A 12314-nucleotide genomic window follows, 5' to 3' on the forward strand; every position below is an offset into this window, starting at 1 on the left:
CGGCACCGACGATCGGCGCAGCGCCCCGGCCGAACGGACGGCCCGTCCCCGCCGCGCCGCCCCGCGGCCGTCCTCCTGCCCCGCGGCCATCCGACTGCCGCGCGGCCGTGCGACTGCCCGGCCGCCGTCGGCTTGCCCCGGTTTGCCCTACCGCGGTCGGGCGGCGCTGTCGCCGTCGGACTGCTCAGCCGCCGTCGGTTGCCCTGCCGCCGTCGCGGTCGCCCTGCCGGACTTCTTCACCACTCCTGGGTGCGGCGCTCACTCGCCGCGAGGGACCGGTGCGGCAACCCGCAGTGCCCGCTACTCCCAGCGGAACTTGCGGGCGGCGGCCGTGAGGGCGACGGCCGCCCACACGGTGAGGCTCAGCCAGATCGTGCCGGGCACGGCCGCGCCGTCGGTGAGGGTGTTCCGCAGGGCCTCGGCGTGGGCGGCGAGCGGCAGCAGGAAGTGACCCGCCGCACCCAGATCCGGCGCCGCGAACATGATGCCGCCGGCCGCGAGCATCAGGACGTAGATCAACGTGGCCGCCGCGGTGACCGTCTCGGGACGGAGCAGGCTCGCGATGAGCAGGGCCAGGCCGCAGTAGGCGGCCGTCGCCAGAACGGTGACGCCGAGGGCCGGCAGCAGCTGGGACGGCTCCGGGCGCCAGCCGGCGGCGACGCCGACCAGGGCGAGCGCCAGCGTCTGCAGTGCGACGAGGCAGAGGATCGCCGCCGTCTTGGAGAACAGCAGACCGGGCCGGGTGAGCGGCGAGGCGCCGAGCCGCTTGAGCACGCCGTAGCTGCGCTCGTAGCCGGTGGTGATCGCCTGCCCGGTGAAGGCCGTGGACATGACGGTGAGCGCGAGGACGCCCGGGACGACGTAGCCCAGCCGGTCGTCGGTGGGCAGGTTGGTCGCCCGGGTGAGCCCGGCGCCGAGCAGGACGAGCAGCGGGACTCCCATGGCGAGCACCACGGCCTCGCCGCGCCGGGCGGTCAGGAGCAACTCCATGCGGATCTGCTTGCGCAGGATCGCCCGCATGGGTGCGCGGCCGGGCGCCGGCGTGAACGTGCCACCGCCCGCGGGCGGGAAGGTGCCACCGCCTGCCGGAATGAACGTGCCACCACCCGCAGGCGGGAAGGCGCCGTTGCCCGCGGGCTTGCTGGCGCTGCTGCTCATCGGGTCGCTCCGGCGGTCAGGGCGAGGTAGACGTCCTCGAGGGTCCGGCGGCGGGTGTTGACCGCGGTCACCTGGGCCCCGGCCTCGGCGAACCAGGCCAGCACCGCCGCGATCGCCTCGGTGTCGAGGGCACCGGCGACCGTGTAGTCGCCCGGGGACCCCTCCGCGACCGTGGCGTCGAGGCGGGCCGCCAGGGCGGCGACGGGGAGGGCCGGATCCGCGCGTACGTGCAGGAGGTCGATGCCGGCCGCGGCGGTCAGCTCGGCGGGGGTGCCCGTGGCCGCCACCACCCCGTTGTCCATGATCACGACGTGATCGGCCAGGCTCTCGGCCTCGTCGAGCAGATGGGTGGTCAGCAGCACCGACACCCCGTCCGCGCGGAGGCTGTCGACGAGTTGCCAGGTGGTCTGCCGCGCGCCGACGTCCATTCCGGCGGTCGGCTCGTCGAGGAACACGAGCTCGGGACGCCCCACGAGGGCGACGGCGAGCGAGAGCCGCTGCTGTTCGCCGCCGGAGAGGCGCCGGAAGGTGGTCTTGGCGAACTTCCGCAGGCCCAGCCGGTCGAGCAGCATGTCCACATCGAGCGGATTCGCCGCGTACGAGGCGAAGAGCCGCAGGATCTCGCCCGCGGTGGCCCAGGGGTAGACGCCCCCGGACTGCAGCATGATCCCCAGGCGCGGCATCAGGGCGTCGTGGTCGGCGACCGGGTCCAGCCCGAGGACCCGGACCGAGCCGCCGTCCGGGCCGCGGAAACCCTCGCAGACCTGCAGGAGACTGGTCTTCCCGGCGCCGTTGTTGCCCAGCAGCGCGAGGATGGACCCGCGCGGGACGGTCAGGGAGACTCCGTCGACGGCGGTGACATCGCCGTATCTGACGACGACGTCCTGCACCTCGACGGCGGCCTCGACCATGGACGAAACTGTACTGGCTGGGCAGGACGGCGCCGCCGCGCCTCCGGCCGGTGTGGCCCACGTCCTGCACGCGCCGCGGATCGCACGGCCGGCCGCGGTATGCCGGCATCGACGAAGCCCGCACCCGCACGACTGACGCCGAGTGCGCGAACGTGGCCGGTTGCGACCTTGGGAGCGCTCCCATACGCTCCGGGAGAGCGGGACAGGCCGGCGACCCGGACCGGTTCCCCCCGGCAGGCCTGTCCGCGTCACGCAGGCCCCCGGGCCGGCGGCCTGACACCCGCGCCACCCGGCGCCTGACACCCGCGCCACCCGGCGCCTGACACCCGCGCCACCCGGCGCCTGACACCCGCGCCACCCGGCGCCTGACACCCGCGCCACCCGGCGCCTGGCGCGCGGTGCGCGCTCACCCCGTCGACCGCTCCGACGCCCACCTGGCGGCGTGCCGCGGATGACCGCCTTCGTCGTGGTGCGGTCGGCCCGCTTCCGCAACCTGCCGTGAGTGCTGGTGCTGCGGGCCGGCGTGGCGGTGGCGCTGGGTAGGGTGCTGCCCATGACGGGCTCGGTCACGGCGGTGGAGATCTTCACGGATGGCGCCTGCGTGCCGAATCCCGGGCCCGGCGGCTGGGGTGCCGTGCTGCGCTGGGGCACCCGGGAGAAGGACCTCTGCGGCGGGGAGGCCACGCCGACCACCAACAACCGGATGGAGCTGATGGCGCCCATCCGCGCGCTCGAGAGCCTGACCCGGGCGCCGTTGCCGGTCCTGCTCTACACCGACAGCATCTACGTCCGCGACGGCATCACGAAGTGGCTGCCGCGCTGGAAGGCCAACGGCTGGCTGACCTCGGCCCGGCAGCCGGTGAAGAACGTCGACCTCTGGCAGCGCCTCGACGCGGCCGTGCGCCGTCACGAGGTGCAGTGGCACTGGGTGAAGGGACACGCCGGCCACCCGGAGAACGAGCGCGCCGACCGCCTCGCCGCCCGCGGCCTCCAGGAAGCCCTGGCCGCCCGCTGAGCCGCAGACCGCTAGCGATCGCAGGCGCCGCTCAGGAGGAACGCGGCCGCGGAACGAACGGCAGCCGCGTCGTATCCCCGTCCTCGCCAGCGGCCGCCCCGGCCGCCCCGGTCGCCCCGGCGCCGCTTGCCGCCGCGCCGCTTGCCGCCGCGCCGATCGCCGCGCCGGTCGCCGCGGTCGCCGCGTCGTCCCCGGCGACGACGGCCGCCGCCGGCGCGGCACCCGGCACCTTGGCCCGGGCGACGCGGTCGGGCGCCAGGCGGTAGGTCGCCGCCTGCACCAGCTCGTCGGGAACGAGATGCCGCCCGCCGTCCGAATCCCCGGCGACCTCGGGCCGCGTCACCGCCGCCGACGACCCGCCCGGACCCACCGCCGACGACGACCCGCCCCGAGCGACCGCCGCCGACGGCCCGCCCGGGGCCGGTGGCGCGGGTCGGACGGCCGCCGTGCCGCGGGCCGCCCGGCGGGGGCCGATCAGGCGCGCCGCCGTGCTGAAGACGCTGCGGGTGGCGGTCTCGTAGCCGTCCCGGTAGGCCTCGTCGCGGTCCAGGCCCGTGCGATACCACTGGTGCAGGCGGCCCACCGCGTACCCGATGCAGGCGGTGCACGCGGCGAGGAGCGAGATCAGCAAGGCGTCGTGTCCGGGGGCGGCCATGCGACAGATTCTCACCAAGGGCATAGACCGGGAGCTATAGCCCGTTTGACGTACCCCGATCGGTCGACAGGAAAGGTTGCCCACAGAGCCGGAGCTCCCGGCGGTCGGTCCTGCGCTGTCCGTGTGCGTCGCCGGTGCGGGACGGAGACCTAAGCTCGTCCGGTGCCGACCGATCTCTACATCTCGACGGACATCGAGGCGGACGGCCCGATCCCGGGCCCGTACTCGATGCTGTCGCTGGGTATGGCCGCGGCCGCGACGTACGACGGCACCACCTTCCGCCGCCTGGAGACCGAGACCTTCTACCGGGAGCTGCAGCCGATCTCGCCCGAGTTCGTCCCCGAGGCCCTGGCGGTCTCCGGGCTGGACCGGGCGGCGCTGGCCCGCACCGGGGCCGCCCCGGCGGTGGCGATGGCGGAGAACGTGGCGTGGCTGGCGGAGCTGGCCGGGCGGTACCGGGCCCGCCCGGTCTTCGTCGGCTATCCGCTCGGCTTCGACTGGATGTTCACGTACTGGTATCAGGTGCGGTTCACGGGTGGCTCGCCGTTCGGTCACTCCGGTCATCTGGACATGAAGACGCTGTTCGCCCACAAGGCGCGCCGGCCGGTACGGGCGGTCGGCAAGCGGTCGATGCCGGCGGAGCTGCTGGGCGGGCGCCGCCACACCCATCATGCGCTGGACGACGCGATCGAGCAGGCGGAGCTCTTCTGCAACCTCGTGGAGTGGCCCGGCCCGGCGGCGTGACGGGCCTCAGCCCGCCTCCCGGCGCGCCCGCGCCCTCCGCTTGCCCTCGTGCATCGCGGCGACCCGGGCCACCGGGATGGTGTGCCCCTCCTCGACGAGCCCGGGGTCGAGGCGCTGCGGCGGCGGCATCGTCGCCGCCCACGGGTCGGCGTCGCCGAGCAGGCCGGGCACGGTGTGCACGGTGAAGTCGGCGGGGGTCACGTCGCCAAGGTCGTCCCAGGCCACCGGGAAGGACACCGGCACGCCGGGCCGCACCCGCGGGCTGTACGCGGCGACCACGCTCGCCCCGCCGGAGCGCGTCGCGTCGAGGAACACCTTGCCGTGCCGGTCCTCGCGGATGAAGGCGGTCGTGGCGAGCCCCGGGTCGAGCCGCTCGGCGCGGGCCGCCACCGCCCGGGTCGCCGCGGCGACGTCGGCAGTGGTGGCGCCGCCGTCGAGCGGGACGAAGACGTGCAGGCCCTTGGCGCCGCTGGTCTTCACCGCGCCGTCCATGCCCGCGTCGGCGAGCGCCTGCCGGACCAGCCGGGCCGCTCGTACGGCGAGGTCGAAGGCGCCGCCCTCCGGCGGGTCGAGGTCCATGATCAGGTGCGTCGGGCGATCCGGCTCCGCGACCGTCATCAGGGTGGGGTGGTATTCGACCGCACGCTGGTTGGCGAACCAGAGCAGGGTGCGGCGATCGTTGCAGAGCGCGTACAGGACCTCGCGGTGTGACGCCTCGGCCCAGACCTTGGTGCGCGCCACCCACTCCGGCGTGTACGTCGGGAGGTTCTTCTGGACGAACTTGTCCTGCCCGCGGAGCACCCGCACCACGGACAGCGGCCGGTCGCGCAGCACCGGGATCATCCGCGTCCGCACCGCGTCGAGGTAGTCGACCAGGTCACGCTTGGTCGCGCCGGCGTCCGGGAAGAGTTCCTGGTCCAGGTTGGTCAGTGGTACGCCGTCGCGTTCTTCCTTCTCGGCCGCCATCGCCTCATCCTGCCCGCACCATGCTGATCGCGGGAAGCACCATGGCAAGGGTCAGCATGGCGTAGGCGCCGCCGGTGAAGTACAGCCCGTTGCGGGTGGCGATGACCGCGCCGGAGAACGGGAGTACCACGGTCAGCAGGGCGGCGACGAGCAGCGTTCCGGGTGAGCGCTCGGGACCGAGCAGCGCCCAGCCCAAAAGGAACGACACGGACACCAGCCAGATGAGGGTGACGAGCAGGACGTGCAGGGCGGCCTCCGCACGCCGGGCCGCGGCGCGCCGGTCGTCCCGTTTCTCCTGCGCCGTCCGGTGTACGACGGCGCCCCTGGTCAGCGGCGGTCCCTCGATCTCCAGCGTCACGAGATGAACTCTAAGCGAGCCGGCAAGCCGGCGCCCGTCGAGCGGGTCACCCGTGCGGGGGCCTCGCGGCCCGCGGGTGTCCCGCGCGGAGCGCCACGGCGTCAGGCCGGCGGCCGCTCGCCGCTGCCCCGGGCCACCACCGCGGTCGGGACGACCACCGTCTGGGCCGGGCCGGCGAACCCGCTGATCCGCTGGTGCGCCAGCCGGGCCGCCTCGCGGCCCAGGGCGACCGGGTCGTGCGCCACGACCGTGGTGCCGATGACGTCCGCCAGGTCGAAGTCGTCGAAGCCGATCAGGGCCGGCGTCGCGGGGTGCCCGCGCAGCGCCCGCAGCGCCCCTGTGGTCAGCCGGTTGTTGGTGGTGAACAGCGCGGTGGGTGGCGGGTCGAGCGTGAGCAGCTCCCGTACGGTCTGTTCGGCCCGGTGCACGTCGTGCACGTCCGTGCGCAGGTAGGGTCGCCACTGCTCGTTGCCCGCCGCGTCCATGGCCTGCACGAAACCGTCGAGGCGCTCGCGCTGCGGCGCCATCCGGGCCAGGTCGGCGACGAACGCGATCCGCCGGTGACCGTGGGCTAGCAGATGCTCACCCGCCTCCCGGCCCCCGCCACGGTTGTCGATGACCACCGCGTCGGCCGCCAGGCCGTCCGGCGGCCGGTCGAGGAAGACGAAGGGCACGCCGCGGTTGCCCTCGACCGCGAGGTACTCATGGCTCTCGCCGCTGGGGACCACGAGCAGGGCGCGGACCCGGCGCTCGAGGAACGCGTCGACCAGGGCCCGTTCGAGTTCGGCGTCCTCGTCGTTGTTGGCCGTCACGAGCTGCAGCCCGTGCTGGCGCAGCTCGCGTTCGATGCCGCTGGCGACGGCGCTGTAGAACGGGTTCGTCAGGTCGCCGCTGATGAGGCCGACGAGCGCGGAGGTGGCACCCCGGCGCAGTTCCCGGGCGATGCCGTTGAGCCGGTATCCCAGCAGGTCCGCGGCCTGGCGTACCCGGCGCCCGGTGGCCTCGGCGACGTTGGGCTCGTCGTTGAGCGCCCGGGACGCGGTCTTGAGGCTGACGCCGGCCAGCTCGGCGACCTGCGTGAGCGTGGGACGGCGGGGGCCTTCGACGGCCTCGCCGGCGGCCCGGGTTGCGGACATGGTGCTCCGAGTTGTCGAAGTGGCGAAGGACAGCAGTATGACATCGATGTCGGCCATCACCCACCCGCCGGTGCCGGGACGATCGCCGATCGGGCAGCATAAGCGCATGGTTCCCCGGTGGAGTGTGATCGGCGCGCCGTCCAGTGCGGGTGCGCGTACGCCCGGCGTGGAGCGGGCACCGGTGGCGTTGCGCGCCGCCGGCCTGCTCTCCGCGTTCGACGACCGCGGCCTGCACGTCAACGACTTCGGCGACGTCCCCGGCTTCCGCTGGCGGCCGGACCTGGCGCGGCCGGCGGCGCAGAACGCCGGCCCGGTGACCCGGGTGGCCGCCGACGTGGCCAAGGAGGTCATGGCCGCGCCCGGCGTGCCGCTGGTGCTGGGCGGCGACGCCACGGTGACGCTGGGTCTGGTGGCCGCGACGGGCAGCCCGGCGCTGGTCCACGTCGCCGGTGGCCCGGATCTCGGCACGCCGGACACCAGCCCGCACGGCAGCCTCGGCGCGATGCTCCTGGCCCACCTGCTCGGGCTGCCCGGCTGCGACCCGGGAGTGGCGGCGGTCGCCGCGGTGCCTCCGGAGCGCACGGTGGCGTACGGTTTCGACCGTCCGTACGGCGACCCCGAGCTCGACCTGCTGAACCGCCTCAGGCTGACCTTCGTGCCGGCCAACGAGGTGCGCACCGGGCCGGCGAAGGCGGCCGCCCGGGCCCGCTTCGCCGCGGAGGCGATGGCGCAGAACTTCGTGGTCCACCTCGACGTGGCGGTGCTGGCGTTCGCACAGGCACCTTTCGCCGACCTCCCGCAGGCGCAGGGGCTCACCCTGCAGGAGCTGGTCGAGACCCTGTCGGTGCTCGTCGCCAGCCCGCAGTTCGCCGGCCTGGCGGTGACCGGCGTGAACCCCGACCACGTGCCCCCGGAGATCGGCCTGACGCCGCTCGTCGACGCCCTCGCCACCGCGCTGGCATAACCGCGGGCGATCCGCGGGGCGGCGGACTGACATCGATGTCAGGAAAACCTTGTCATCGACGCAGTCACGCGTGACGATGTCTCGCATGCGCCAGCCACGATGGAGTGTCGTCCTGCTGTCCGTCAGTCTCATAGCCGCGGCGACAGCCGTCGCGACCGGTGGCGCGGCGCGGGCCGCGGCAGCCACCTCGTTCCGCTCGTCGTTCGAGCCCGGCGACCCGCAGCCCACCTGGACGGACACGGTGGACGACGGCGAGGGCCGCAGCCACGGCGTCGACGGCGGCGTCACCGCCGGCATGCCGGGCAGCCTGCGCGAGCACGTCACCGCCGTCGCGGCGAACGCGCAACCGAACCCGGACGAGGGCGTCGGCAACCTCAACGACGGCGACCCGGCCACCAAGTGGCTGGTCGACACGCCGACGAGCTGGGCGCAGTACACCCTCGACGCGCCGGCCACCGTCGTCAGCTACGCCCTGACCTCGGCGAACGACGCCCCCGAGCGGGACCCCCGCGACTGGACCCTGGAGGGCTCGGCCGACGGCAGCGCCTGGACCACCGTGGACACCCGCACCGGGCAAGCCTTCGACCAGCGGTTCCAGACGAGGACCTTTCCGGTGGCCAACCCGGCCTCGTTCCGGATCTACCGGCTGTCCGTCACGGGTCACCCGTCGGGCAACCTGACCCAGCTCGCCGACCTGGAGCTCGCCGACGCGAACACCACCCCGCCGCCGGCCGGGCCCATGCAGAGCCGGCTCGGCACCGGCCCGGCCGGCTCCCCCACCGCCAAGGCCGGCGTCGGCTACACCGGGCTGAAGGCGTTCCAGGTCGCCGGACGGCACACCGCCGACGGCCGCGGATACTCGGACAACAAGGTCTTCGACGTCGATGTGGCGGTCACCGCCGACACCGAGCTGTCCTACCTGGTGCTGCCGGAGTTCCGGCGCGACGACCTGAGCAACCCGGCCACGTACACCGCGGTGGACCTGGCCTTCACCGACGGCACCTACCTGTCGGACCTCGGGGCCGTCGACCAGAACGGCGTCGTGGTCAGCCCCGCGGCGCAGGGCACGTCGAAGACGCTCTACACCGCGCAGTGGAACAAGCGGACCACCCGCATCGGCAGGGTCGCCGCGGGCAAGACCATCGACCGGATCCTGATCGGGTACGACAAGCCGGACGGCCCGACGGGTTTCCGGGCCTGGTTCGACGACATCACGATCGCCGAGGTCGCTCCGGCACGGCCCCGGGCGCACCTCTCCGACTACGCCGAGACCCGGCGCGGCACCCACTCGTCGGGCGACTTCTCCCGCGGCAACAACTTCCCGGCGACCGCGGTGCCGCACGGCTTCAACTTCTGGACCCCGGTGACCAACGCCGGCTCCACCTCGTGGCTGTACGAGTACCACCGCCGCAACAACGCCGACAACCGCCCGGTCCTGCAGGCCTTCGCCGCCAGCCACGAGCCGAGCCCGTGGATGGGCGACCGGCAGACGTTCCAGGTCATGCCGTCCGCCGCTGCCGGGACGCCGGACGCCGGCCGGGCGGCCCGGGCGCTCGCGTACGGGCACGAGAACGAGACGGCCAAGCCCTATTACTACGGCGTCACCTTCGACAACGGCATCAAGACGGAGTTCGCGCCGACCGACCACGCGGCGCTGTTCCAGTTCACGTTCCCCGGCGACAGCGCGAACCTGATCTTCGACAACGTCAACGGCGACGCCGGGCTCACCATCGACGCGGCGAACCGGACGGTCAGCGGCTGGTCCGATGTGAACAGCGGCGGCCTCTCCGCGGGCTGGACCCGGATGTTCGTGTACGCCACGATCGACGACCCGATCACCGCGAGCGGCATGCTGCCCGGCGGCAACCGGCCCTCGACCGGCTACGTCAAGGTCGCCGCCGGCGCGGACCGGACCGTGACCATGCGGATCGCCACCTCGCTGATCAGCGTCGCGCAGGCCCGGCACAACCTCGACCTGGAGGTGACGGCCGACGCCACGCTCGCCTCGGTCCGCGACAAGGCGCGAGCCGCATGGGACGCGAAGATGCGGACCGTCGAGGTCGAGGGCGCGTCCGAGGACCAGCTCGTCACCCTGTACTCCAACCTGTACCGGCTGTTCCTCTATCCGAACTCGGGCTTCGAGAACACCGGGACCGCGCAGAGCCCGGTCTACAAGCACACCGTGCAGTCGGCGGTGACCAGCCCGGCCAGCTCGCCGACCGAGACCGGGGCGCCGGTCGAGGACGGCAAGGTGTACGTCAACAACGGCTTCTGGGACACGTACCGCACGACGTGGCCGGCGTACGCGCTGCTGACCCCGGACGCGGCCGGCGAGATGGTGGACGGCTTCGTCCAGCAGTACCGCGACGGCGGCTGGATCTCCCGGTGGTCGTCGCCCGGCTACGCCAACCTGATGGTGGGCACCAGCTCCGACGCCGCGTTCGCGGACGCGTACCTCAAGGGCGTTCCCGGCTTCGACGCCGAAACGGCCTACCGGGCCGCGGTGAAGAACGCGACCGTGACGCCGCCGAACGCCAACGTCGGCCGCAAGGGCCTGGCCACGTCGATCTTCAAGGGCTGGACCCCGAGCGACGCCACCGGCGAGGCCATGTCCTGGGCCATGGACGGCTACATCAACGACTTCGGCATCGCGACCATGGCCGAGGCACTCGCGAAGAAGGGCGGACCCAAGGCCTCCGAGTACGCCGAACAGGCCGGGTACTTCCGCAACCGCGCCCTGAACTACGTCCACATGTTCGACGACTCGGTGGGCTTCTTCCAGGGGCGGGACAGCGCGGGGCGGTGGCGCCGGCCTCCCTCGGACTACGACCCGCGGGTCTGGGGTCACGACTACACCGAGACCAACGGCTGGAACATGGCGTTCCACGTGCCGCAGGACGGCCGCGGCCTGGCCAACCTCTACGGCGGTCGGGACGCGCTGGCGAAGAAGCTCGACGCGTTCTTCTCGACGCCCGAGACCGCCGGCTTCCCCGGCTCCTACGGCGGCACCATCCACGAGATGCTCGAGGCCCGGGACGTACGGATGGGACAGTACGGCCACAGCAACCAGCCGTCACACCACATCATCTACATGTACGACCACGCCGGGCGGCCGGACAAGACGCAGAAGCTGGTCCGCGAGGCGCTGTCCCGGCTCTACCTGGGCAGCGACATCGGTCAGGGCTACCCCGGCGACGAGGACAACGGCGAGATGAGCGCCTGGCAGATCTTCAGCGCGCTCGGCTTCTACCCGCTGCGGATGGGCAGCCCGGCGTACGCGATCGGCTCGCCGCTGTTCACCAAGGCAACCGTCAACCTGCCCGGCGGCAAGCGGATCGTGGTCAACGCCCCGGACAACAGCGCCCGCAACGTGTACGTGCAGTCGCTGAAGGTCAACGGCAAGGCGCACACGTCGACGTCGCTGCCGCACTCGGTGCTGGCCGGCGGCGCGGTGCTGGACTTCGAGATGGGCCCGTCGCCGTCCGCCTGGGGCACCGGCGAGGACGACGCGCCGCCGTCGCTCACGGCCGGTGACAAGGTGGCCGAGCCGATGCGCGACCTGACCGGCCCGGGCCGCGGCACGGCGTCGGACCCGGCCCTGACCGACGACACCTCCGCCACCCGCGCGGCCGTCGGCACGTGGCAGTACGACTTCTCTTCCGGGGGCCAGCGGGCCGACTACTACACCCTCACCTCGGGTGCGGCGGCCGGCGACCCCAAGGCGTGGAAGCTCTCCGGCTCCTACGACGGCACCACCTGGACGACGATCGACGAGCGGCGGGACCAGACGTTCGACTGGCGGCTGCAGACCCGGCCGTACAAGATCGCGAAGCCGGGCCGGTACGCGCACTACAAGCTCGACGTCACGGCGGACACCGGCGAGGCCGGCCCGACGCTGGCCGAGATCGAGCTGCTCGGCACGCCGGCTCCCGCCTGCACCACCACCATCGCCGACAAGGTGGTCGGCGCGGTCTCGGTGAGGTCGGGCGTCACCTGCATCACGCAGGGGGCGACCGTGACGGGCCTCGTGACGGTCGGCAAGGGGGCGTCGCTGCTCGTCTCCGGCGCCACCCTGCGTGCCGCCGTCACGGCGGCCGGCGCGGGCACGGTCTCGCTGCTGCACGCCACGGTCTCCGGGCCGGTGACGGTGAGCGGCTCGGGCCCGGTCCTGCTGGAGGCGTCCACCGTCAAGGGGCCGGTGACGCTGCTCGGCAACCGTACCGCGACCGTGGTCGCGGCCGGCACGATCACCGGCCCGCTCACCTGCACCGGCAACCGGCCGGCGCCGGTCGGCAACGGCCTGCCGCCCGCCGGCACCGGTCCCCGCCTGGGCCAATGCGCCCGGCTCTGACCGCCACGGCCCCCGGGAGCGCCGGGGCCTCCGCGGGAACCCACGGCCTCCGGAGG

At 73.6% G+C, this 12314-nt stretch carries 10 protein-coding genes; 4 read left to right on the forward strand and 6 right to left on the reverse strand.

Annotated features, from left to right (window positions below; all coding sequences use genetic code 11):
• Positions 1 to 300 precede the first annotated feature (300 nt).
• Positions 301 to 1158 carry an ABC transporter permease gene (locus tag IEY99_RS13320; RefSeq protein WP_229798604.1) on the reverse strand — a complete coding sequence of 286 codons (858 nt, stop codon included), beginning with the start codon at positions 1156 to 1158 and terminating at the stop codon, positions 301 to 303.
• Positions 1155 to 2069 (reverse strand): ABC transporter ATP-binding protein, encoded by a 915-nt coding sequence (locus tag IEY99_RS13325; protein WP_189202925.1) that lies wholly within the window; start codon positions 2067 to 2069, stop codon positions 1155 to 1157. The genes IEY99_RS13320 and IEY99_RS13325 overlap by 4 nt, the downstream gene beginning before the upstream one ends.
• Positions 2070 to 2622: 553 nt before the next feature.
• Between IEY99_RS13325 and rnhA the strand changes: the two genes are divergently transcribed.
• Positions 2623 to 3084, forward strand: a complete 462-nt coding sequence (rnhA, locus tag IEY99_RS13330) for a ribonuclease HI (protein WP_189203587.1) — start codon at positions 2623 to 2625, stop codon at positions 3082 to 3084.
• A gap of 31 nt (positions 3085 to 3115) precedes the next feature.
• Here the strand turns inward: rnhA and IEY99_RS13335 are convergent, their stop codons facing one another.
• A complete protein-coding gene (locus IEY99_RS13335) occupies positions 3116 to 3739 on the reverse strand; it encodes a hypothetical protein (RefSeq protein ID WP_189202926.1) in 624 nt (207 codons plus the stop codon).
• 162 nt (positions 3740 to 3901) lie between these two features.
• Here IEY99_RS13335 and IEY99_RS13340 point away from each other — a divergent pair, with 162 nt between their 5' ends.
• Positions 3902 to 4483, forward strand: a complete 582-nt coding sequence (locus tag IEY99_RS13340; RefSeq protein ID WP_189202927.1) for a 3'-5' exonuclease family protein — start codon at positions 3902 to 3904, stop codon at positions 4481 to 4483.
• Positions 4484 to 4489: 6 nt separating this feature from the next.
• On the opposite strand, the gene ligD is transcribed toward IEY99_RS13340, so the two are convergent.
• The 3 genes from ligD to IEY99_RS13355 form a co-directional block, all read right to left on the reverse strand.
• Complete coding sequence (ligD, locus tag IEY99_RS13345) at positions 4490 to 5449, reverse strand: non-homologous end-joining DNA ligase (RefSeq protein ID WP_189202928.1); 960 nt, start codon at positions 5447 to 5449, stop codon at positions 4490 to 4492.
• A gap of 4 nt (positions 5450 to 5453) precedes the next feature.
• Positions 5454 to 5807, reverse strand: coding sequence for a hypothetical protein (locus IEY99_RS13350; RefSeq protein ID WP_189202929.1), 354 nt, complete (start codon positions 5805 to 5807; stop codon positions 5454 to 5456).
• Positions 5808 to 5908: 101 nt separating this feature from the next.
• Positions 5909 to 6943 carry a LacI family DNA-binding transcriptional regulator gene (locus IEY99_RS13355; RefSeq protein WP_189202930.1) on the reverse strand — a complete coding sequence of 345 codons (1035 nt, stop codon included), beginning with the start codon at positions 6941 to 6943 and terminating at the stop codon, positions 5909 to 5911.
• A gap of 106 nt (positions 6944 to 7049) precedes the next feature.
• Between IEY99_RS13355 and IEY99_RS13360 the strand changes: the two genes are divergently transcribed.
• A complete protein-coding gene (locus IEY99_RS13360) occupies positions 7050 to 7907 on the forward strand; it encodes an arginase family protein (protein ID WP_189202931.1) in 858 nt (285 codons plus the stop codon).
• A 76-nt stretch (positions 7908 to 7983) separates the two neighbouring features.
• On the forward strand, positions 7984 to 12258 hold the full coding sequence (locus tag IEY99_RS13365) for a GH92 family glycosyl hydrolase (protein ID WP_444542445.1): 4275 nt from the start codon (positions 7984 to 7986) through the stop codon (positions 12256 to 12258).
• Positions 12259 to 12314 lie beyond the last annotated feature (56 nt).

It is taken from the genome of Couchioplanes azureus (assembly GCF_014648355.1).
GTDB classification, from domain to species: domain Bacteria; phylum Actinomycetota; class Actinomycetes; order Mycobacteriales; family Micromonosporaceae; genus Actinoplanes; species Actinoplanes azureus.